Genomic DNA, 21,226 nt, shown 5'->3' with positions numbered 1-21,226 from the left:
TACCATGGGCTTCATGCGCAGACTCAAGGAGCAGGCGGCATCAGGGCGCGCGGTGGAAACGTGACGCGTTGCGCAAATCCGTCGAACGCATAGCGCAGATAAAGCATGCCGGTTTGCTGGGCATAGTTTCGGCTGTTCTCAAACCCCAGGCGTCCCCCCAGGACAAATTTTGACGTCAACTGGTACTCGAACGCACCATGCAGCTTGTAGCCGAGGCCGGAACCCGATTCGGCCTCATAGTAGGTGGGATAGGTGGCACCGGCTTTGGCCACCCAGGCATTCTGCAGACTTGGATCATTCGGGAAGTACGCCACCCGGTCCTGCGAGAATTTCTGAACCCCCAGTTCGCCACCTACCTGATAGGAAAGGGCGCCGCGCCGTCCGGCCATGTCCCACGGAACACCAAGACTGAAATACTGCTGCGGACTGAAGTAACCGCCATGTCCCAGCGTGAAAAACCCGAGGTTGTCGCGATAGGCCAGCGCCGTCAAATTCAGACCCAGGGTCAGCTTGCTGTCGGGGGTCTGGTAGACACGCCAGTAAGCGCCCAGAGCGGCTTCGAATTCGGTGTTGTCCTTGACCCGCTGCCCAGTCAGCGTCGCGCCGCCCAGGTCGGCATAGACACCACTCTCGTCGCCGCCGTAGGTGAAACCGAGTTGCCCGCCCGACTTGACGACACCACCCCAAACTTCCTGCGTCCGCGGGTCCCGCATGCCGGCGTAGGAAAGCATGCTGTCGGTTACGGCAGCGCGATTCAAGGTGCCTCTCAGGGTCAGGCTGTCAAGCTGGCTGGAAAAGCGCAGTCCGCCCACCACATGGCTGACCAGGAAACCGAGCGGCGTGGTACCGATATTGAGGGCCAGGTTTTCATCGCGATAGCCGACCGCAATGGCCAGGCCGCTGGCGTCCTGTTCCGGCACCAGATTGAGGTTGCTGACGAGCGGCCCGAGGGCGGCCGACCCGATCTTTGCCGTGGTGCCGGGATCCAGACCATTCAAGGCCCCGGGGCTCAGCAGGGTGGGCGTCAAGCGCAGCGTAAAGGTTCCGTTCTGGTCGATCGGAATAGTCAACTCGACCGGAATCTCGACCTGGTTCAAGCGCCCCAGCCCGGACTCGCCCGAGCGCGAGCGAAAAACGATGCCGCCGTCAATGGTGGTGGCAAGCCGCAACTTGATGGCGTCGATTTCCTCAGCCAACGCTGGCTCGCCGGCGTTGCCCTGTGTCGCCGCTGGCACTGCGGCTGGCGGCACCGGTCCGGTGGCCACCCGCCTCTGCGGGCCAACCCCGGCGGTGAGGGCCGCCGGTACCGGCAAATTGGCCGGCGGCAGCGCCAACTGCGGCGTCAGGATCAAGGAATCTCCGCTGCCCGCACTGGCGGCGATCTCCGGAACTGGCAGCAGGCCGGCCTGCGCATCCTTCGACGCCGCGGGATAGCTGCCCGGCGCCCCGCGTTCGACGCCCTGGCGCTTTCCGTCGAGTTTGAACCGGCCCGGCAAGGGCTGGTCCTTCCAGGCGTTGCTGCTCGCCAGCACTGCCGGCGAGGGCGCATCATTGAACGCCACAGCGCCGGCCCGCCCGGAAGGGGCCAGCGCGGCACGCTCGAGCGCTTGCGCTTTTTCAAAATACGCCAGGGCCTGGCGCGCGTTGCCACGTTCCCGCTCGGCCCGCCCGGCCGCCGCCAGGGCACGCGGGTTGCCGGGCGCAATTTTGAGCGCCGCTTCGGCATGGGCCAGCGCCTTGTCGGGTGCCTTGGCACCAAGCGCGACGCCGCTGGCAAACAGGCGATGCTCCAAATCATTCGGTTCCCGCGCAATCACACCCTCGGCCAGCAGCAGCGCCTTCTGCGGCTCGGCCGCGTCGTTGTAGAGCCGCGCCAGCGCCATCAGCAGGCGTGGATCGTCAGATTGCTCCAGTGCCGGGCGCAAGGTGTCGTAGGCTTGCGCCAATCGACCGGCCTGTCTGAGTCCATCGGCCTGGCGCAAGGTGTAGGCGAGGATGAGCTTGTTCAGGTCTTCCTGTTGCACCGCGGTCAGGCGCCGCGCTTTAGCCAAGTCGCGCAATACACCGGCCAGCGCAACATCCTGTTGCGTATCCAGCAGAATGCCGGCGTACTGAAGACGGGCGTCGATATTTTCCGGCGGCGCACTCTTGACGACTTCGCGCATCAAACGATAGGCCTCGCCGGCCTGCCCAAGTTTGGACCAACCGGCCGCCACCAGCACCAGAAGCGAAGCATCCTGACCCGCGCCCGCTTGCGCTTGTCGGATCGCCGCTTCAGCGGCTTGCCGATTGCCTTGTTCGAGCAACTGTTGCGCGCGCTGAAGTTGTGCGTTGACCGAGAAGCGGCGCTGATCCTCGACAATTTTCGCGCTCCGTGCCGCCACCGGAATACGTTCCAGCGTATTGAGACTGTCCGGCCAGCGTTTTTGCTCCGCGTACAGCAGGGCACGCGCATGCAATGCGTCCACCAATTCCGGCTTGGCTTGCAGCAGCGTATCGAGCGTGGCGTCGGCTCTGGCGCCGTCACCCTGGCGCTGGTACTGGCGCGCCAAAGCGAGCCTTACCCAGGGACTGGCGGGGTCCAGCGACAAGGCGGTTTCGAGTTTTCCGACAGCGCCCTGGTAGTCGGTCGCGCGCTCGTCGGCCTCGGCCAGCTTCAGCAGCGCGGCGGCCTTCAACTGATTGACCCCTCCCACCTTCGCCGCCGTCGCCTCATCCAGCGAGGAAATCATGGCCAGCGCCTCGCGCTCCCGTGCGCTCTGCATCAGCACTGAAATCAAACCCCGCCACGCACCGGGATCGGGGTCGGAGGTCTTGAGTACCGAACGGTAGATCGCTTCAGCCTTGGGCAACTGCCCCTTTTCCAGCCACAAATCGCCCAGCAGCACTTGACCCAAAACCTGCTTGTCGTCGAGTCGTGTCGCTTCCAGCAACTTGTCTTCGACTTCGAGCAATTGGCCGGCCTGCCGGGCCTTCAACACTTGCTGCAACAGGGTCCAATAGTGGGCGCTGTTGCGCGCCTGTTGCCAGCGCGCCGCGTGCCGTGGATCACTCTGCATGGCCTGGTCCAGCAGGCCCACAGCCGCAGCGAAGGCCTGTTGGCGCAAGCGAACCGTTCCGAGTCCGCCCAAGGCATCGGCGTCATGCGGGTGTTTCGCCAGGACCGCCTGGAAACGCTCCGCCGCCGCTTCGACCTGGCCCTGCGCCAACAGGCGAAAACCTACTTGATTGGGCAACTCCCGCGCCTTTTTGCCAGCCGTCGACGCGGGACGATCGAGCAACGCCAAGCGTTGCCGTATCTCCTCATCCTGCGGATAACGAGAGAGATAAGCCGTGAACATGGCACGGTCGCCGCGCCGTGCATTGAGCCATGCCAGGGCTTGGCGCAGGCTTTTCTGAATCTCCGGATCGGCCGGCTGCTGTTGGCTCAGGGCAGTCAGCCGGCGGATGCCTTCACGCCGCCCGGACTCCCGATAGGTCAGATGCTGCGCCAACGCCAGTTGATAGCGCTGATTACCGGGGTTGCCGCGCACCAACTCCTCCAGACCGCGACGCGCCTCTTCCCAGCCGCCGCGGGTGGCACCCAGAGTCTGGTAGTACTCCAGGCCCATTGGCCCGCTTGGCTTGCTGGTGCCCAGCGCACTGCGATAGCTGGTTACCGCTTCTTCCGCTTGACCGGCCTGCGCCTGCTTGCGTGCAGTGTCGATGACCGGCGCATTTTTCCCGGCCTTCAATGCGGTCTCCAGGTCGGCCAGTCCGGCCGGCGGCGACGGCAGTTGCGCCGCCCGCCGATAAAGCTCCCCGGCCTGCGCCGCATGCCCGGCGCGCGCCTCGATGATGCCGAGTCGAATCAAGGCCTCGGGGTGATTCGCATCGGCGCGCAGCAGTTTGCGCCAGGCGTCGGCCGCCAGATCGTCACGGGCGTTTTGTTGCCAATAACGCGCTTGCTCCACCAGTTGGCGTGCCGCCAGATCGTCGGCCGACCAGGCGGACTGAAGGACCAACCCAAACACCAGAAGCAAGCAGCTCCGCTTGCCAAACCCAGTCATTTTTTGCATGTCGCAGTCATTCCCCAATCAAGTCGGCCATCGGCTGCAAATCGAAACCGTTGCTCGATCCAACCCTGCGCAAAAAGACCCAGCGCCTGCTCATAATAGACCGATGGAATTCCGCCCATCGCCACAATTCGGAGCCGCTGCCGTTCAGCCGAGATTTTCGCACCCACGGCGTCCAGATACGGCAGCAACGCAACGGAAAAGCCGGCCGGACTGTTGCCCTGCGCCTGCCCGGAAAAAGCATCGACCCGGGCCGGTGGAACCAGCAGTTGATCGACCAGTGCCGCCATGCCCTTCATCCGCTCCAGCAAACGGGCGCGGTCCGGGTCCTGCCTGGACATCATGCCGGCCCACAGGTAAGTTCGGATCGCCTCATGCCCGCCCTCGAACCCCAGTTCGGCATCCAGCATGAAGCCCCGCTCCGGCCAGACCGCGACCCAGTCCGGTACCAGGCGCCGCGGCGTCACCGATTCGAACAGGGTCAGTGTCGTTTTGGCCAGGGAACTCCACGGCCCGGACGGCACTTCACTGGCCAGCCCGCGCAACACCGGCAACGGCAGATAGCTGGGATTGAGCTTCCAGCCGCCGGCTTTCAGCGCGAAACCCTGAGGCCCTGGCAACAGCACCGGGCCGACCCCGGCAACCTGTACCACCAGTTCTTTTTCGATCCGGGCCTGCATCAGCTCGGCCATGGCGCGCAGGCTCTTGTCGTGCCAGCGCCGCGCCGCCTGAAACAGCACATAGGCGAGCCACAGATCGGCATCGCTGGCCGCATTGCGATCCATCACCCCCCAGTTGCCATCGGGCCGCTGGCCCCATTTCCAGGCCATCAGACGGCTGGAAAGATCGCCGCCCGCCAGGTTGGAGCGGGTCCATTCGAGCAAGCGCTCAAAAGTCGGTCTGTCGTTGGCGACCAGGGCGAAAAACAGGGCGTAAGCCTGGCCTTCCGAGGTCGACTGCCCATCGGCTGAAAAATCTATGACACGCCCATCGGCTTGGATGAACTTGTCCCTGAAAGCGTTCCAGCCAGACCATTCGTTGCAGGCGTTTGGCTGTGCGGCGCCGACCGCGCTCGGCAGGCCGGCCAGCGCCGCGACCGATGAAATGAAATGTCGACGCGAATACATGCAACCCGATCATCGACCGGCCGGCTGTGGCAACCGGGCCTGGTTCAAGCTTTCTTCCCCAAGCGCTGGGCGGCGATGCGGCGCAGGGTCCGATAGGCAATGGTCGCCAGCAACACTGCAATCAGAATCCCCAGCAAGCTGGCCAGCAGCGGGTGCTTGGAAAATATCCAGCGCAAATGCAGGGTCAAGGGTAAGGACCCTACATAGTAGGTCTTGCCCACCTTGGCATGGCTATCGCCTTTCTCGTCCGCCACCACGAAGTCGCCTTGCACGTTCTTCACGCGCTCGGAGTCAAACATGGCATCGGCGATTTTCGCCAGGTCGGCCGACTTGTCGGCATACAGCAAGACGACGCTGCGCCTTGACAGCAGCGGCGACTCGAACGCCATCAAACTTGCCAGATCCCCACCGCCCTTCAATTTCAAGCTACCTTCGGGGAAGGGCGTCAGTTGCACATCTTCCTCCTCCCAGCGATAGACCGCGCGCCGGAAGATGTCCGGCTCGCGCAATCGGTGTTCACCATCGACTTGCAGCAACGGCAACTGGTCGGCCCATTTCGTCATCAGGCTTTGGTCCTGCGCCGAACCGATGACCAGCAGATCGCGGTTGGCGACTTTCTCCACCTCCGCAGCCGAGACCAGCGCATGCCGCAATACCGGGTAAGCGGTGGCTTCGCCCATGCGTCCCATCAACACCAGGTAAGCACCGATTTCATCCGCATTGGGTTGCTCCGGTAGCACGACGGCGGTCTCGGACAAATCCGCCAGGCGGGTGAAGGGAAACCCGATCCTGCTGAAAGTGGCCAGATCGGGCAAGGCGCTGTAATGCGGAAAGCCGCTGAAATCCAGCGTCGACTCGGGGTTGATGGCACCTTGCAGGTTGTCCGGCAGCGAGTCGCGGCACTCGCCTTCCTTGACCAGTTCAAAGTAGTAGTGAAACTGCAGCTGGTTGCGGCCACCGACCTGGTACGGCGGGACGAACAGCACGTCTTCGCGCAAGGCCAGATTCTTGTCCAGCAGCGGCAAGCGCAGCAAATCCTTGCCCTCCAGCTTCTTGCCCGACTCGTCGAGCGCCAGGGCCCGCACAAAGTCGCCGTTGATGTTGACATTCAGGCTGGAGCTCTTATTGAACGGCAAGGCGGTGAAGCGGTATTTCAATTCGAGCGGCACGCCCGGGCTGCGCCAGGTGAAGAGATCCGGGGTAACGCGGAAATTTACCCGTATCACGTCCGGGAAAAAACCCTGCACTTGCAGTTCTTCCTGTGGCACCAATTCGGCAAAACGCACCGGCCTGTCAGTGGGCACCCAGGCCGGCGCATCGTAGGGTTTGCGCACCGGTGGTTCGACATCCTGCGTCACGGTGACGCGCTGGCCACCGAGGATCCCGTTGCCCAGGACAATGGAACGCGCCGCGCGCATCATCTCCTCATCGTTGTCGCCCGTGATCAGCAGCAGCTTGGCGCCTGGATTGGTGGGGTGCGGTTCGATCGAAACGGTTGCCCCCGCAGCCCCATGCAGACCGCTTATCTTCTCGCCGCCCTGAAGAAACACCACGGCGTTGCCCTCCGGCAAGGTGTTCAGCAGGGTCGGAAAGCGCGCCCCCCGATAACTCGCCAGGCCACCGAACCAGGAAGCCAGGACGCCGGCCGCCCTGAGTGTGCCGAAGGAAGGCGCGGCGCCGAATACAAACGGCAATTTCAGCGTGGCATTGTCGCGTCTGTCAAAAAATGGCAGCGGCAGGTATTTCAGATCGTTGGCCAGGGCCAGCGGCGCCAAGGTCAGTTCGAGTTGGCCCAGATTGCTGAGTTCCAGCCACAGCGAGGTATGCAGCGGGTCTTCACATTTGTAGGTGTAGTGCCCGATCAGGCGAAACTGAAGCTTGTTGTAATCGGTGAAAAGGCGCGGATCAAGATCGATTTCACGCGTGTTGGCGAGACCTTTCTCACGCGGCAAAGCGATCACCGACGACACCTCCCCGTTCAGCATGACATTGAGATGGCTTAGTTCGGCCAGCAGGGACGGCGAATAGGAATAGCCAAGCTTGAGCTTGGCGGCGGTTACCACCTCGTCCGATCGGATCGAAAACGGCAGCGACGCGGCGCCCTCGACACCGCGCAAGCGGATCGGCGTCACGGCCCCCAATTGCTTGAAGGTAAACGACACCACGCGCTGTTTTGGGCCGGCGCCGACCACCGACGCCGGGTCAGCAGGCGCGCTTGGCCGCTCGGCACTGGCGGTCGCCTTACGCGATTTCGCCTCGCTCGGCAGGGTCGAAAAAACGCTCACTACCAGCAACGCCAGAGTGACCAGAACCGGCCTCAGGCACCGCCGGCGCAAGACCCCGAAGCCTCCGTCAATTTTCATTTCTTCCATGTCTCCAATCCCCTCCACCGAGCAGTCATGCCGGCTTTCCTAATGAAACGGCGAATGCCATCAAGACCCACGAACAGAACTTCCCGCAAACCCTTCAAAGGTCGGTCGATGTCGCGCTCGGGCAACCAGCTCTGCCAGGCATCGGCACGCGAAAATGTGGCCGCGACCAGGGACCGGTAGTCCTCCATCGTCATGTGCTCGAACCGTGTCCGCAATACCAGGCCCTGATTGAACACCACCTCCGCCGGCAGGGTGAATTCCCGATCACCCCGGAACAGCGAGATTCTGACCATGCTCCCCTTGTCGATGGCCATCTCGATCGGAAGTTTGAGCGCCAGACCGCCCTCGGAAAAATCTTCCGTTTCGCAAGCGACGGTGCGCCCGGTCGGCAGCTTGATCATCGCCGGCAACGTCAGTTGCACTCGCCAGTGGCGTCTGATCTGCCGCGATTCCAGCGCCACCGACAGCGTCGCCGCCAGAATTGTCAGGTTGTAGACGGTCCACAGGATGTTGAACAAAACCGTTCCGAACTCGTGGCTGTTCCACCAGAACAAGCGGCCGATGCCGATCAGCAGCCCGATCACGTTGAGCACCAGGATGACGACGTAAGGGAGCGAAATCTTCCAGTCGAAATATTCTCGCTCGACCCGGCCACCCTTGGCGGTGACGTTGAATTGACCGAATTTCGGACTGATCAGGGCCAACGTGGTGGGCACCATGATGTACCAGGCCAGCGCCGTCTCGTAGACCTCGGCCCAGAATGTGTGCCGGTATTTTCCCTGCATCCGGGAGTTTGCAATATTCGCCTGGATCAGGTGCGGCAAGGCATAAACCGCGATCAAGTCGGCCGACGCCTGGATCACGTGCGCCTCGAAAAACAGATAGGAGAGCGGCGCCGTCAAAAAAACAATGCGCGGAAAACCATAGAAGAAGTGCAGCATGGCGTTCAGGTAGCACAGACGCTGCGGCCAACGCAAACCCTTGCCCAGCACCGGATTGTCGACCCGGAAAATCTGCGCCATGCCGCGCGCCCAGCGGATTCGCTGGCCGACGTGCGCCGACAGGCTTTCGGTCGCCAGCCCAGCAGCCTGGATCACGCCAAGGTAAGCCGTGTTGTAGCCCAGGCGATGCAACTTGAGCGCGGTATGCGCATCCTCGGTCACGGTTTCGACCGCGACACCGCCCACCTCCAGCAACATGGTGCGCCGAAGCACCGCGCATGAGCCGCAAAAGAAGGAGGCGTTCCAAAGGTCGTTGCCATCCTGAACCAGTCCGTAAAACAACTCGCCTTCATTGGGCATGCGCCGGAACAGGTCAAGATTGCGCTCAAACGGATCGGGTGACAAAAAGTGATGCGGGGTCTGCACCATGGCCAGCTTTTTGTCGGCCAGAAACCAGCCCACGGTGGCCTGCAAGAAGGTCCGGGTAGGAATGTGATCGCAGTCGAAAATGGCGATCAATTCGCCATCCGTCTGGGGCAGGGCGGCATTGATGTTGCCTGCCTTGGCGTGCAAATTGTTCGGGCGGGTCACGTGGGTCACGCCGACCGAAGCGGCAAACTCCTTGAAATCCTGCCGCCGTCCATCGTCCAGCAGGTACACCTTCATCTTGTCGCGCGGCCAATCCAGGGCCAGCGCGGCGATCACCGTCGGCATGACCACCGACAGCGGTTCGTTGTAGGACGGAATGAAAATATCCACGGTCGGCCATTGGGATAAATCGTCGGGCAGCGGCACCGGCTTGCGTTTCAACGGCCAGATGGTCTGAAAAAATCCAATGATCAAAATGGTCCAGGCATAGAACTCGGCAGCCAGCAGCCCCAGGCCCAGCAGCAAATCGGCACCCAGATCGATCTGCATGCTGGTACTGAAGCGCCAGTACAGGTAGCGGGTCGAGGCCAGTACCGACAAGCCGATCAGAATCAGCGTCACCAGTGTCCCAACGTAACGGCGTATGTACAGGGAAACGGCCAGGATGACCAAGGAAAAAACAAGTTGCTCGTCGCGCGAGAAAGGAATCGCGATCAGCAGGATGAACAGCACAACACTGCCGCACAAGGTTGCCACCAGCACCCCCGGGGTTGACCAGGCCGACCAGTCCACCAGCCGATTGCCGGACTCATTGAGAAGGCCGTACAGGTAGCGCGGATTGAGCCGGGAACGCTTGCCCAGGCCCCAGTTCTCGCGCCAGCGCAACAGCAACGAGCGTGCGCTCATGGTGCTGTGGACTCCAGCAAACAGGCTGCCAAGCGCTGGAAATCGTCGCTCGCCTGGCAGCGCGGGTCGTAGAACAAAACCGGCTGTAGAAATGCCAGGGCTTCGCTCACTGCTTCATCGCGGTGAATCCCGATCGGCAACAAGCGCGCTCCGAGACGCCGCCGCAGAACCGCCCCCAGGTCGCGGCTCAAGGGCACCGCCTCGTCCACCTGATTCAACAGATACACGCTTTCGAGACCCGGGCGCTGAAGGGTGGCTTCATTGATCCATGACTCCATCGCAATAATTGTAGAGTAGGACCCGGCATCCGCCAGCAGCACGACGAGGACCAGGTCGGCGCAGGCAAAGCCCTGATCCAAATAGACGGAAGGTCCGGGCGGCAGATCAATCAAGACCACATGGTCGTCGCCCAATCCGGCATGCGCCAACTGCCTTTGGACCCAATCCGGCTCGCTCGCCAGCAGGTTTTCGAACGCCCCGCGCTCGCCCTCACTGACGCTGCCGTAGGGCAGGCAACTGACGCCGAACGGGCTGGTGAATGCGACGTCGCGCCAATACCGGTGCTGCAAGGACTGCCGGCAAACGCCTTCGCGCTGAAGCGCTTCGAAGCCAAGATGCAAATGCAGGGCATTCTGCGGGTCCAGGTCAAGCGCCGCCACCTGCCCCTCGCCAAGCCTGGCCGCCATGGCGGCAGCCAGATTCGCCGTAACGGAGGTCTTCCCGACGCCCCCCTTCATGGAAACAACGGCGATAACACTCATAGACTTCCAGGCAGGATGCCACCGTCCGTGTCCGGGAAAGAACCCTTGCCAGCGGTCCGGATTTCCTTGCCGTCAGGGGTCGGCGTCAGGCATTGCAAATGGTCCATGGCAAGCGTCTGTTACCAGGTAGCGCTGCGATGGGTGCGACCGGGCAAACGATCGAACAGGGATTTCAGGCTATCGTCCGCGGCCCGGCCGCCTGAATCACCCTCAAGGCGCTGGAACACATCGTGCAAGCCATCCTGGCTGGCAAAGGTTTGAGTCCCGCAATGGTCTGCGTTGCTGCCGCGCGGACCGCCGGCGTCGGTTGCTCCAGCTTCGGCGTAGCCTGACTGCGTCGGGCGCGAAAAGGCCAGCGCTTGCGGCTCTGCCGACGGCTTCGGGCGATCCATCCATACCTGTTTTTGCCGCATCGACAGCGGCGGCAGCGTAATGCGCTGGCCAAGCGGCATCGATCTGATCAGGGGCCATCGATTTTCGGCATCTCCCGCAGCCGCGTCCCGGTTCAACTCCCGAAAACCGCCGGCGGTGGGCCCAAAGGACCGAAATAATGCGTCGGCATCATCGATACGCTTGGACATCTTCACGTTCCTATTCTTATCCGCTTCATGCACCGGTGTGAAGCAATGGGGCATTATCGGGCAATCCCGGCATAAGACAGCCTGCAAAACCCGGCCCGTGTGTCGTGGCTTGGGGTCGGGGCAACACACGCCCGAGGCGGACCCCGCCGGGTCCGGCTAAGAACTTGTCTAAGTCCCACCTACATACGGATTGCTGGCGCGCTCCCGGCCAAACGTGCTCTCCGGTCCGTGGCCAGGAATGAACACCGTGGCATCCCCCATGGGCCACAGGCGTTCGACGATGCTGGCGATCAGCGTCGCGTGGTCGCCCTGTGGCAAATCGGTACGGCCGATGGAGCCGGCAAACAGCACGTCACCGACGAACGCACGCCCGGCCTCGGCCGAATAAAAAACCACGTGCCCCGGCGTGTGACCGGGGCAGTGCCGCACCTGCAAGGTGCAGCGGCCAAGCGTCAGCGTGTCGGCGTCAAACAGCCAGCGCGTCGGTGTGAAAGTGGCGGCCGGCGCAAAGCCGAACATCTTGCTCTGCCCCGGCAAGCCATCGATCCAGAACTGGTCCGCCGGGTGCGGACCGATGATGGGCAGATCGAGCCGCGCCGCCAGCTCCGCCGCGCCCCCGGCGTGGTCGATATGGGCGTGCGTCAGCCAGATCTGCGTGAGCGTCAGTTGCCGCTGCTTTACTTCTGCCAGCAGCAGCTCGATATCGCCTCCAGGATCGACGATGGCCGCCTGCAGTGTCTCGTCGCACCAGACGATGGAGCAGTTTTGTTGAAACGGGGTAACGGGAATGGTTTTGTAGCGCAGCATCTGCACCGCATTTTAGGCATTAGGGCTGGACGCGCTGCTCGCCTTCTGGTGCGGCGGGCCTGGCGCCCTGTTCGATGCGCTCCACCAGCAAGTCCACGAAGTTGTCCGCGCCAAGCGAGATGCGCACCCGCACCGGCAAATATTGCAGCGCCGGCGCAAACCACAGTTCGGCGGTGATCACGCCGGTCGGGTTGGCAATCGGTCTGGGCCGCAGGTGAAACGCCGGCACCGGCCCGAGTTGCGGGAGTTCAAGCGTCTCTTCCCCGATCACGTCGTAAGTCCACCAGGCCATGCCCTGCGGCCGGGCCAGCCACAGGCTGATCTGGGAACCCACTTTCAATTCATCCCGTCCGCTTGAAAATCGATGACTGAGTTCAACGAATTGACTGGCCGTGTCCTGTACCGCGGACGGCTGCGGCAGTTGGGTGCCGTCGTGCAACCGGACATAGTCGCCGTCAAACGCCAGGCGCCGCAGACTCCAGGGAAACTGCTCCTCATAAGCGCTTGGCAGTAGACCGGCAGCGCTGGTCTGGCCCTGGCTGATCATGGAAACCCGCAACACCAGCGCCATGCTCAAGTCGACCCGAACCTGGTAACGGCTTTGCTCGCGCTGCCATTGCACGCGAGCACTGCCCGACAGATCGCCGCGGTAGTAGCCCTTCAGTTGGTAGGACAGCCGGGTGTCGACGGGCCAATCGTCAGAAGCGGGAGCGGCCGGAGCCGGAACCGCGGGTCCGGATTCGAGCGCTGGCGCCTCCCGTTCGCCTGGTTCAACTTCCAGCGGGCGTGGCACCGCCACCTCGGGCTGCGGCGTCTCACTTGGCAATTCCAGCCCAGACTGATCTACAGCCGTGGCGACCGCCGAGGGGGCCTCGCTGACCGGGGTCTGGGCATCCTTGGGCGGCATACCTGGGCGCCGCAGTCTGGGGCCGGGCGGCCGTACCGGCACCGCCGCAGGCACCGCCTCAATGATCCGCGTAAATAGCGGATCGGGCATGGCAAGCAAGGGCTTGAAGTCCTGCAACTGCCGCTGTAACCAGGACAGGCCGACCCCATGGCCCAGCAGCACCAACAGCAAAAACAAAAATAGCCTTGGCCGCATGCCCGTCACCACTGTCTCCAGCCTCGCACCTTTGAAAGGAAGATTGCCAAGAATTTGTCCGTCGTAAATAGGTCCGATCTTAGGCAGTCGGACCGGGACCTGCCTCCAAGGGGAGGCAAACAGCGCCTTTTCCCAAGCCGCTCACGGTGCGATACTTGCTACAAAAGGTCGATTTCCCCGCTGCCCGTGAATCGACCTGATTCGACAGACAAAGCAAGGCGGCAGGCAAGTTCAGTGACGTGAGGTCAATCAATTTTTTGAATGGACTGCGATGATCATCTCCCTGATAAACCACTCCGAAAGCGTCGCCGACGAACAAGTCCAGCAAGTCGTTCGAGTGATCAACCGCCAGCTCAAGGACGACTTCGAACCGTATTGGAGTTTTGGCGCAACCCTGCGCTTGGAAGGCCCCATCGGCAAACAGCCCAGCACGACCCTGAGTGACATGCGGGGTGACGCCGTGTTGTACCTGGTCGACGGCAGCAATGCCTTGGGGGCCATGGGCTGGCATCTGGCGAATTACAAGGACATCCCCTACGGCTTTGTTTTTTTGGGCCTGTGTGAACAAATGAAAGAGGCCTGGTCGATTACCCTGTCCCACGAGGCATTGGAGCTGGTGGGGGACCCGCTGGCCAATTTGCTGGTCGAGGGCAATCATCCCATGGACCGGCGCCGGCGCGTCTTTCACCTGTTCGAAATGTGCGACGCCGTGCAGGCCGAGAGCTACTCGATCGACGGGGTGCAGGTGTCCAACTTTGTCTTGCCGAGCTACTTCAGCCTGGGCGAACAGGTCGGCCGGCGCAATGATTTTCTGGGGCGCGCGCAGGCTGGCAAAACCCTCGAATCGTTCGGCATGAGTCCGGGTGGCTACCTGAATATTTTCGATCCCAAGACCGGTCGCTGGGAACAACCCGCCGGCCCGAGCGACCCGGTGGCCGCGCTGCGCAAGAAATTGAAGAACCGGCTGAAAGCCGGTCGCGGCTATCGGCGCTCGCATCCGGGGCACTGCTGATTCAGGCACGGTCGCAACGCTGGCCCGGCAGTTCATCATGTCGATCGAACAGCAACAGCTGGCCACCGCCATTCAGGCGCTTGAAGGGCAACGCGCCGCGCTGGGCAATGCCGTGGTGGATGCTGCGCTGGGGCCTCTGCGGGCTCGGCTGGCCGCGCTGGACGCCGCGCCCGACGCCAGCCCCCCGTCGGCTGCAAATCAGGCGCTGAAACAGGTCACGGTTCTGTTCCTCGACGTGGTCAACTCGACCACCCTGAGCCAGCACCTCGACCCGGAAGAGGTTCATGCCGTCATGAATGGGGCTCTGGCCCGCTGGACCGCCATCGTCGAGGCGCATCGGGGCAAGGTGCTGAACTACGCGGGTGACAGCCTGTTGGCCGTATTTGGCGCCGACGAAGTGCATGAAGACGACCCCGAACGCGCCGTCATGGCCGGCCTGGCCCTGCTTGAGGAGGGCAAGCGGCAGGCCGAACTGGTGCGACAGGGCTATGGGCAGGCCGGCTTCAATATCCGCATCGGCCTGCATACCGGCGCCGTGCTGCTGGGTGGCGGCATGGATGCCGAAACCAGCATACGCGGCTTTACCGTCAACGTTGCAGCACGCATGGAGCAAACTGCACCGGCGGGCACATTGCGCATCAGCCACGACACCTACCGCCATGTCCGCGGCGTGTTCGACCTGCTGGCGCAGCCACCGATGGCGGTCAAGGGCGTGGACGCTCCCATGCTCAGCTATCTGGTGCAACGGCGCCAGCCACGCGCGTTTCGCGTCAGCACGCGGGGTGTCGAAGGGGTCGAGACCCGGATGGTCGGGCGCGACGCAGAAATGCAGCAGTTGCAAGGTGCCTTCAAGCAGTTGTACAGCCGGGGCAAGCTCGCCGTGGTGACCGTGGTTGCCGATGCCGGAGTTGGCAAGAGTCGCCTGCTGTACGAGTTCAGAAACCGGCTTCAGACACAGGCTCCCACATACCACCTGTTTCAGGGCCGCGCCGACCCGCTGACCCAGACCCAACCCTACGGACTGCTGCGCGACATCCTGGCTTGGCACCTGCAGATTGCCGACAGCGACAGCCTGGAACTTGCCAAGCAAAAAATCGAGCTGGGTCTGGTCCCGCTGTTCCTGGCAGATGACGGCGAAGATATGGCACAGGCTCAGGCCCATCTGCTGGGCCATTTGATTGGGCTGGACTTTTCCGCCAGCAAACACATCAAGGGCATTCAGGACGATGCCAGGCAAATCCGCCACCGCGGCTTTCATGCGGCGGCGCAAATGTTCCGCCGCGTCGCGCTGCGGGACCGGACACCGGTGCTTCTGCTGCTCGACGATCTGAACTGGGCCGACGATGGTTCACTGGATTTCCTGGACTATCTCGTGCAAGTCAATCGCGATCTGCCCATGCTGCTGCTGACCCTGACGCGTCCAACGCTGTTCGAGCGGCGCGTCGACTGGCCCGGCCTGCCCGATAGCCGGCGCATCGTCCTGCATCCGCTCGACCCAAACGCCAGTCACCAACTGGTCAACGAGTTGTTGCAGAAACTGCCCGAGATCCCCGCCCCGCTGCGCCAGTTGATCACCGACGGCGCCGCCGGCAACCCCTTCTACATGGAGGAACTGGTCAAGATGCTGGTCGACGAGGGCGCTCTTGTCACTGGCGACCAGCACTGGCGCATAAACCCCCGAGAAGCTGCGCGCCACGCACGTGCCGCAAACCCTCACCGGCGTGTTGCAGGCCCGCCTTGACGGTTTGAAGCCGACCGAGAAACTGGCACTGCAACAAGCCAGCGTCATCGGTTTCGTGTTCTGGGATCAGGCCCTGGCCGCCCTGGACGCCAGGTCGCCCCTGGCCCTGCCTTCGCTGGTGCAGCGAGAGTTGACCGTGCCGCACCGCGATACGGCGCTGGACGATGCCATTGCTGACGTCCGTGAATATGCTTTTTCGCACCAACTGCTGCATCAGGTCACCTACGACACCTTGCTCAAACGCCAGCGCCGCGCCCACCATGCGCAGGCCGCACAATGGCTGGCCAGCCAAACCGGTGCCCGCGCCAACGATTTCCTGGGGGCCACTGCCGAGCACTTCGTGAAGGCCGGCGACGCGGCCCAAGGTTGCGAGTTCTTCGCTCGCGCCGCCGAACACGCGGCCGGGCGTTACGCGCACCAGACCGTCATCAGCCATGTGGCCAGCGCCCTCGCGCTGCTGCAGCGCCCACCCAATTCGGCCTCGAACAATGGCCCAATCGCTGACGCTCAGGCGCAGTTGCGCTGGCGCTTGTTCAATGTGCGTGAGCGGACACTGGACCTGCAGGGCAAGCGGGCCGAGCAACTGGCTGACATCGACATCCTGCAGGAACTTGCCGACACGCTGGACGACGACCGCCGGCGCTGTGAAGTGGCCTGGCGGCGCAGCACCCTGGCCATGCGCACCGGCGATTACCGCACCATGGAGCGCACCGCGCGCCAAAGCATGGCGCTGGCCGAACGCGCCGCGGACGCGCTGCTGGGGCTGCGCGGACAGCATCGTCTGGCGCTGGCCTTGGCCTATCTGGGCGACGGCCAGAGCGCTCGCGCGCTGGCGAACCAGGGACTGGCCAGCGCGCGCGCACTGGGCGCGCGGCCGATCGAAGCCCTGTTTCTGAATGCCCTGTCTGTCATCGCCGACAGTCAGGTCGATCAGTTGGCGTCGCTGGAAATGGACCTGCAGGACTTGCTGATCAACCGCGAGCTTGGCAACCGGCGCAATGAGGCCATCGCCCTGGGCAATTTGGGCAACGGCTGGCTGCGCATGGGCGGCCACGCGCAGGCACAAGGCTATCTGGACGAGGGCTTGCAACTGGCGCGTGCCGTGGGCGACCGCGCCACCGAACCCAATACGCTGACCAACTTGTCGGTACTGGCACTGCGCCGCGGTGACGATGCGCTGGCCTTGCTGCATGCGCAGGCGGCACTGGACATCGCAATGGAGGTCCAGAGTCCGGTCTTCGAGGCCATCGCACTATGCTCCCTTGGCAACGCCGAGCTGGCGCTGGGGCGCCACGCGCCAGCGCAGACGGCCTTTGCACGGGCCCAGTCGGTAGCCATGGAACTCAACAATGCGACCCGGCACGACGCGGCGGCCGGTCTGGCGCGCGTGGCGCTGGCACAAGGCGATATCGCCGCCGCCCTGCGAACCGTGGAGGGTCTGCTGCCGCAGCTGGCCGGGGATGGCGCGCTGGAGAGCACGGAAGCACCTTACCTGATCCGCCTGACCTGCTACCAAGTGCTGGCCCGTGGCAACGACCCGCGAGCCGCACAACTGCTTGGCAGCGCCTACGCCGACCTGCTGGGCGTGGCTGCCGGCATCGCCGATGACGAGCTACGCCACGGCTTTTTGCACAACATCCCGGAACACCGCGCGATCATGGCCGCCTGGGCTGCCAACCCGGTCGGCCGATTCTGAAACCCGGCACTCTTGCCGCGGCTGCAACCTGGCTTCAAACCTTCCAGTCGTACTCGACCGTCAAGGGCGCATGGTCCGAGAAGCGCTGCGCCTTGTAGATGGCGACCGAATGGGCACCGGCCGCCAATTCGGCCGTCGCCAAATGGTAGTCAAGTCGCCAGCCAACGTTCTTGGCGTAGGCCTGGCCGCGATTGCTCCACCAGGTGTAGGCCTCGTCGGTGGTGGCCGGATGCAAATGCCGGTAGACATCCACCAGGCCCATCTCTGAAAGCAACTTCGTCACCCAGGCCCGCTCTTCCGGCAGAAAACCGGAGTTCTTCCGGTTGCCCTTCCAGTTCTTCAGGTCGATTTCCTGATGCGCGATGTTGACGTCACCGCACAGGACAAACTGGCGCTGGCCCTTGAGCTGCCTCAGATGCGCATAGAACTCTTCCAGAAAACGAAACTTCGCCTGCTGGCGTTCCTCTCCCGAGGTGCCGCTGGGGAAATAGCAGCTGATGATGGAGCGCTTGCTGGCGGCCGTATCAAAGCGCAACTCGACATAACGGCCTTCGGTGTCAAACTCGGCCGAGCCATAGCCCACCACGACTTCGCTGGGCTCATGCCGGGTGTAGACGGCGACGCCGGAATAGCCTTTCTTTTCGGCAAAGTGAAAATGGCCCCGCAGACCGGCCAGTTGTTCAAACCGGTCCTGCACATCAGGCGCCTGCGCCTTCACTTCCTGCACGCAAATACAATCGGGCTTGACTTCGGCCAGCCAGGCTTCAAGGCCTTTGCTGCTGGCAGAGCGGATGCCATTGAGGTTCAGGCTGGTCAATTTAAACAAGGAATTCCCCATGTCAGAAGGTGTTGCAACAGAAACCGGACAAAGCGCGCCGCAGGATGCGTTGGCCCAGGATTTTGTGCAGTTTGTACTCGATTGTGGCGTGTTGCGTTTCGGCGAGTTTAAAACCAAGGCGGGCCGCATCAGCCCCTATTTTTTCAACGCCGGCCAATTTGACGACGGCGCCAAATTGGGGCGCTTGGCGCAATTTTATGCGCAGCGCCTGCTCGCCAGTGGCATCCAGTTCGACATGATTTTTGGCCCGGCCTACAAGGGCATTCCGCTCGGCGCGGCAGTGGCGGTCGAACTGGCGCGCCTGGGGCGCAACGTGCCTTTTGCCTACAACCGCAAGGAAGCCAAGGACCATGGCGAAGGCGGCACCCTGGTCGGTGCCCCGCTGAGCGGACGCGTGCTGATAGTCGATGACGTGATCTCGGCCGGCACCGCAACGCGCGAATCGATTGCCATCATCCGCGGCGCCGGGGCCACGCCGCACGCGGTCGTGATTGCGCTGGACCGCCAGGAGAAGGCCACCGAAGACGGCCGGGACGTCGCCTACAGCGCCGTTCAGTACGTGCGCCAACAGCTTGGACTACAGGTTTGCGCGATTGCGAAGCTGGCGGATTTGATGCAGTATCTTGACCGGCACAGTGCCGATGCGCTGGCCGCCGACCGGCAGCGTGTCATGGCCTACCGGCAGCGCTACGGCGTAGGAGAAAATTAGCCATGTTCAAATCAAACAAAACCGCTTTGCGGCAGCTGTGCCGGGGCTTGTCGAGTGGCTTCCTGCTGGCCGCACTGTCCTCTTGGACTGTGGCGCAGGCGCAGCAAGGCGCGACCCAGGGCATCTATACCTGCGTCGACGCCAAGGGCCGCAACCTGACCTCCGACCGGCCGATTGCCGAGTGTGCCGACCGCGAGCAGAAAGTGCTCAATCCCAGCGGCACGGTCAAGGCCAGGGTTGGCCCCAACCTGACCGCGCAGGAACGCACCGCGCTCGAAGCCAAGGAGAAAGCCGCGCAGGAAGAGCTGGCGCGCATCAACGAGGAAAAACGGCGCGACCGGGCGCTGCTGGTGCGCTACCCCAGCAAGGCGGTACACGACAAGGAGCGTGCCGTGGCGCTGGCCCAGATCGGGGTCGTGAGACAGGCGGCAGTAACCCGGGTTGAAGAATTGCAGCGGCAGCGCGCTGCCGTGATGGACGAGATGGAGTTCTACAAGAAGGACCCCAGCAAAGCACCGCCCCTGGTACGCCGCCAGGTTGAGGATGTGACGCACAGCCTGTCCGTGCAAGCGCGTTTCATTGCCGATCAGGACGCTGAAATCAAGCGTGTCAACGCCCGTTTTGACGAGGAACTGGTGCGGCTGAAACAGCTTTGGGCGATGCAGTCACCGGTTGCCCCGGCCGCCAGCAAAACACGCTGACGCACAGGGGCGGCACAGCCTTACCCGATTTTTTTTCGCAGCAGGTCGTTCACCTGCTGCGGATTCGCCTTGCCCTTGCTGCCCTTCATGATCTGGCCCACCAGGGCGTTCAGCGCCTTGCTGTTGCCAGAGCGGTACTGTTCGACGTTTTTCGGATTCCCGGCCAACACCGCATCAACGATTTTTTCCAGCTCGCCGGCGTCGTTCATCTGCCTGAGACCCTTGGTTTCGATCACCGCATCGACATCGCGATGGGCCTCACTCCATAGTGCGTCCAGCACCTGTTTGGCCGCATTGTTGGAAATCGTGCCATCCGCAATCCGGCCGATCAACTGAGCCAGTTGCGTCGCGCTGACCGGCGTTTGCGCGATCTCCAGCTCGAGCGCATTGAGGCGCCGAGACACCTCGCCCATGATCCAGTTGCTAACCAACTTCGGCTGGCCACAAGCTTGCGCAGCCACTTCAAAATAGCTTGCCATGGCACGACTCTGCGTCAAGACGGTGGCGTCATATTCGGAAAGCCCGTAGCCGGCCACAAAACGCTGTGCCATGACACGTGGCAACTCGGTCATGGAAGATCGCACACGCTGCACCCACTCCTGCGCAATCACCAGCGGCGGCAAATCCGGGTCCGGGAAATAGCGGTAGTCGGCCGCATCTTCCTTGCTGCGCATGGCGCGGGTCTCGCCGCTATCGGGGTTGAACAGCACGGTCGCCTGCTCAATCGCGTGGCCCTCCTCAAGCTGCTCGATCTGCCAGCGCACTTCATAGTCGATGGCTTGCTGCATGAACTTGAAGCTGTTCAGATTCTTGATTTCGCGCCGCGTGCCCAACGGTGCGCCGGGCTTGCGCACCGACACGTTGGCGTCGCAGCGAAAGCTGCCTTCCTGCATGTTGCCGTCGCAGATACCGATCCAGGTCACGATCTTGTGCAGTTCCTTGGCATAGGCCACCGCCTCGGCACTGGAGCGCATATCGGGCTCGGTCACGATCTCCAGCAGCGGCGTGCCGGCGCGGTTCAGGTCGATGCCGGTTTGGCCGACGAAGTCTTCGTGCAGCGATTTACCGGCGTCTTCTTCCAGGTGGGCGCGCACCAGGCGCACCGCTTTTTTTTCCTGGCCCAGATAGAACTCGACCGCGCCGCCCTGCACCACCGGAATCTCGAACTGGCTGATCTGGTAGCCCTTGGGCAAGTCGGGGTAAAAATAATTCTTGCGCGCAAAAATGCTGCGCGGCGCAATGTGCGAGCCGACCGCCAGACCGAACTCGATGGCGCGCTCCACTGCCCCGATGTTCATCACCGGCAAGGTGCCGGGCAAGGCCAGATCCACCGCGCAGGCCTGGGTGTTGGGCTCGGCGCCGAAAGCGGTCGGGGCACGGCTGAAAATCTTCGACTGGGTGGAGAGTTGGGCATGGGTCTCGAAGCCGATCACGACCTCATAACCCCGCACCAGCGACGACTGGACCGGCGCACCCGGGGCTGACTCTTTTTCAACAACTGTATTCAT

The 21,226-nt window shown here is 62.9% G+C and carries 15 protein-coding genes; 5 read left to right on the top strand and 10 right to left on the bottom strand.

The window, feature by feature from the left end; translation table 11 throughout:
• Nucleotides 1-23 precede the first annotated feature (23 nt).
• From PHS32_RS04255 to PHS32_RS04220, 8 genes are all read right to left on the bottom strand, one after another.
• Complete coding sequence (locus tag PHS32_RS04255; RefSeq protein WP_301077594.1) at nt 24-4,004, bottom strand: cellulose biosynthesis protein BcsC; 3,981 nt, start codon at nt 4,002-4,004, stop codon at nt 24-26.
• A gap of 41 nt (nt 4,005-4,045) precedes the next feature.
• On the bottom strand, nt 4,046-5,182 hold the full coding sequence (gene bcsZ, locus PHS32_RS04250; RefSeq protein ID WP_301077593.1) for a cellulose synthase complex periplasmic endoglucanase BcsZ: 1,137 nt from the start codon (nt 5,180-5,182) through the stop codon (nt 4,046-4,048).
• A 44-nt stretch (nt 5,183-5,226) separates the two neighbouring features.
• A complete protein-coding gene (gene bcsB / locus PHS32_RS04245; protein ID WP_301077592.1) occupies nt 5,227-7,545 on the bottom strand; it encodes a cellulose biosynthesis cyclic di-GMP-binding regulatory protein BcsB in 2,319 nt (772 codons plus the stop codon).
• On the bottom strand, nt 7,542-9,770 hold the full coding sequence (gene bcsA / locus PHS32_RS04240) for a UDP-forming cellulose synthase catalytic subunit (RefSeq protein WP_301077591.1): 2,229 nt from the start codon (nt 9,768-9,770) through the stop codon (nt 7,542-7,544). Before bcsA ends, bcsB begins: the two co-directional genes overlap by 4 nt.
• Nucleotides 9,767-10,531, bottom strand: coding sequence for a cellulose biosynthesis protein BcsQ (gene bcsQ / locus PHS32_RS04235; protein WP_301077590.1), 765 nt, complete (start codon nt 10,529-10,531; stop codon nt 9,767-9,769). The genes bcsA and bcsQ overlap by 4 nt, the downstream gene beginning before the upstream one ends.
• 119 nt (nt 10,532-10,650) lie before the next feature.
• Nucleotides 10,651-11,112 (bottom strand): BcsR/BcsP family cellulose biosynthesis protein, encoded by a 462-nt coding sequence (bcsR, locus tag PHS32_RS04230; RefSeq protein ID WP_366143459.1) that lies wholly within the window; start codon nt 11,110-11,112, stop codon nt 10,651-10,653.
• 168 nt (nt 11,113-11,280) lie between these two features.
• Nucleotides 11,281-11,919: an MBL fold metallo-hydrolase gene (locus tag PHS32_RS04225; protein WP_301077588.1), complete on the bottom strand. Its 639-nt coding sequence runs from the start codon at nt 11,917-11,919 to the stop codon at nt 11,281-11,283.
• Between the two features lie 19 nt (nt 11,920-11,938).
• The gene (locus PHS32_RS04220) at nt 11,939-13,003 is read right to left on the bottom strand and encodes a DUF3108 domain-containing protein (protein WP_301077587.1); all 1,065 of its coding nucleotides are present in this window, start codon (nt 13,001-13,003) and stop codon (nt 11,939-11,941) included.
• 289 nt (nt 13,004-13,292) lie between these two features.
• On the opposite strand from PHS32_RS04220, the gene PHS32_RS04215 reads away from it, so the two are divergent.
• Genes PHS32_RS04215 through PHS32_RS04205 form a run of 3 tightly spaced genes read left to right on the top strand, consistent with a single transcriptional unit; the run spans nt 13,293 to nt 17,470 of the window.
• Nucleotides 13,293-14,033, top strand: a complete 741-nt coding sequence (locus PHS32_RS04215; protein ID WP_301077586.1) for a hypothetical protein — start codon at nt 13,293-13,295, stop codon at nt 14,031-14,033.
• A 37-nt stretch (nt 14,034-14,070) separates the two neighbouring features.
• Nucleotides 14,071-15,774: an adenylate/guanylate cyclase domain-containing protein gene (locus tag PHS32_RS04210; RefSeq protein WP_301077585.1), complete on the top strand. Its 1,704-nt coding sequence runs from the start codon at nt 14,071-14,073 to the stop codon at nt 15,772-15,774.
• A complete protein-coding gene (locus PHS32_RS04205) occupies nt 15,734-17,470 on the top strand; it encodes a hypothetical protein (protein WP_301077584.1) in 1,737 nt (578 codons plus the stop codon). Before PHS32_RS04210 ends, PHS32_RS04205 begins: the two co-directional genes overlap by 41 nt.
• 34 nt (nt 17,471-17,504) lie before the next feature.
• Here the strand turns inward: PHS32_RS04205 and PHS32_RS04200 are convergent, their stop codons facing one another.
• Entirely contained in the window at nt 17,505-18,296 is a 792-nt protein-coding gene (locus PHS32_RS04200; protein ID WP_301077583.1) for an exodeoxyribonuclease III, read from the bottom strand.
• Nucleotides 18,297-18,306: 10 nt separating this feature from the next.
• On the opposite strand from PHS32_RS04200, the gene pyrE reads away from it, so the two are divergent.
• Together pyrE and PHS32_RS04190 are read left to right on the top strand one after the other, a co-directional pair.
• Nucleotides 18,307-19,017: an orotate phosphoribosyltransferase gene (gene pyrE / locus PHS32_RS04195; RefSeq protein WP_301077582.1), complete on the top strand. Its 711-nt coding sequence runs from the start codon at nt 18,307-18,309 to the stop codon at nt 19,015-19,017.
• Nucleotides 19,018-19,019: 2 nt separating this feature from the next.
• Entirely contained in the window at nt 19,020-19,718 is a 699-nt protein-coding gene (locus tag PHS32_RS04190; RefSeq protein WP_301077581.1) for a DUF4124 domain-containing protein, read from the top strand.
• 20 nt (nt 19,719-19,738) lie between these two features.
• Here the strand turns inward: PHS32_RS04190 and gatB are convergent, their stop codons facing one another.
• Nucleotides 19,739-21,226, bottom strand: coding sequence for an Asp-tRNA(Asn)/Glu-tRNA(Gln) amidotransferase subunit GatB (gene gatB, locus PHS32_RS04185; RefSeq protein ID WP_301077579.1), 1,488 nt, complete (start codon nt 21,224-21,226; stop codon nt 19,739-19,741).

It is taken from the genome of Rhodoferax sp., from assembly GCF_028714215.1.
Taxonomy (GTDB): domain Bacteria; phylum Pseudomonadota; class Gammaproteobacteria; order Burkholderiales; family Burkholderiaceae_C; genus Rhodoferax.
Note: the sequence above shows the minus strand (reverse complement) of the source record. Positions and strands in the feature narration are given on the sequence as shown.

Bases quoted from the DNA above. Each gene is read 5' to 3' on its own strand.
- bcsZ (WP_301077593.1), bottom strand. From the start codon at position 5,182: ATGTATTCGCGTCGACATTTCATTTCATCGGTCGCGGCGCTGGCCGGC.
- bcsB (WP_301077592.1), bottom strand. From the start codon at position 7,545: ATGAAAATTGACGGAGGCTTCGGGGTCTTGCGCCGGCGGTGCCTGAGG.
- bcsA (WP_301077591.1), bottom strand. From the start codon at position 9,770: ATGAGCGCACGCTCGTTGCTGTTGCGCTGGCGCGAGAACTGGGGCCTG.
- bcsQ (WP_301077590.1), bottom strand. From the start codon at position 10,531: ATGAGTGTTATCGCCGTTGTTTCCATGAAGGGGGGCGTCGGGAAGACC.
- bcsR (WP_366143459.1), bottom strand. From the start codon at position 11,112: ATGTCCAAGCGTATCGATGATGCCGACGCATTATTTCGGTCCTTTGGG.
- PHS32_RS04225 (WP_301077588.1), bottom strand. From the start codon at position 11,919: ATGCTGCGCTACAAAACCATTCCCGTTACCCCGTTTCAACAAAACTGC.
- PHS32_RS04215 (WP_301077586.1), top strand. From the start codon at position 13,293: ATGATCATCTCCCTGATAAACCACTCCGAAAGCGTCGCCGACGAACAA.
- PHS32_RS04210 (WP_301077585.1), top strand. From the start codon at position 14,071: ATGTCGATCGAACAGCAACAGCTGGCCACCGCCATTCAGGCGCTTGAA.
- pyrE (WP_301077582.1), top strand. From the start codon at position 18,307: ATGTCAGAAGGTGTTGCAACAGAAACCGGACAAAGCGCGCCGCAGGAT.
- PHS32_RS04190 (WP_301077581.1), top strand. From the start codon at position 19,020: ATGTTCAAATCAAACAAAACCGCTTTGCGGCAGCTGTGCCGGGGCTTG.
- gatB (WP_301077579.1), bottom strand. From the start codon at position 21,226: ATGAATACAGTTGTTGAAAAAGAGTCAGCCCCGGGTGCGCCGGTCCAG.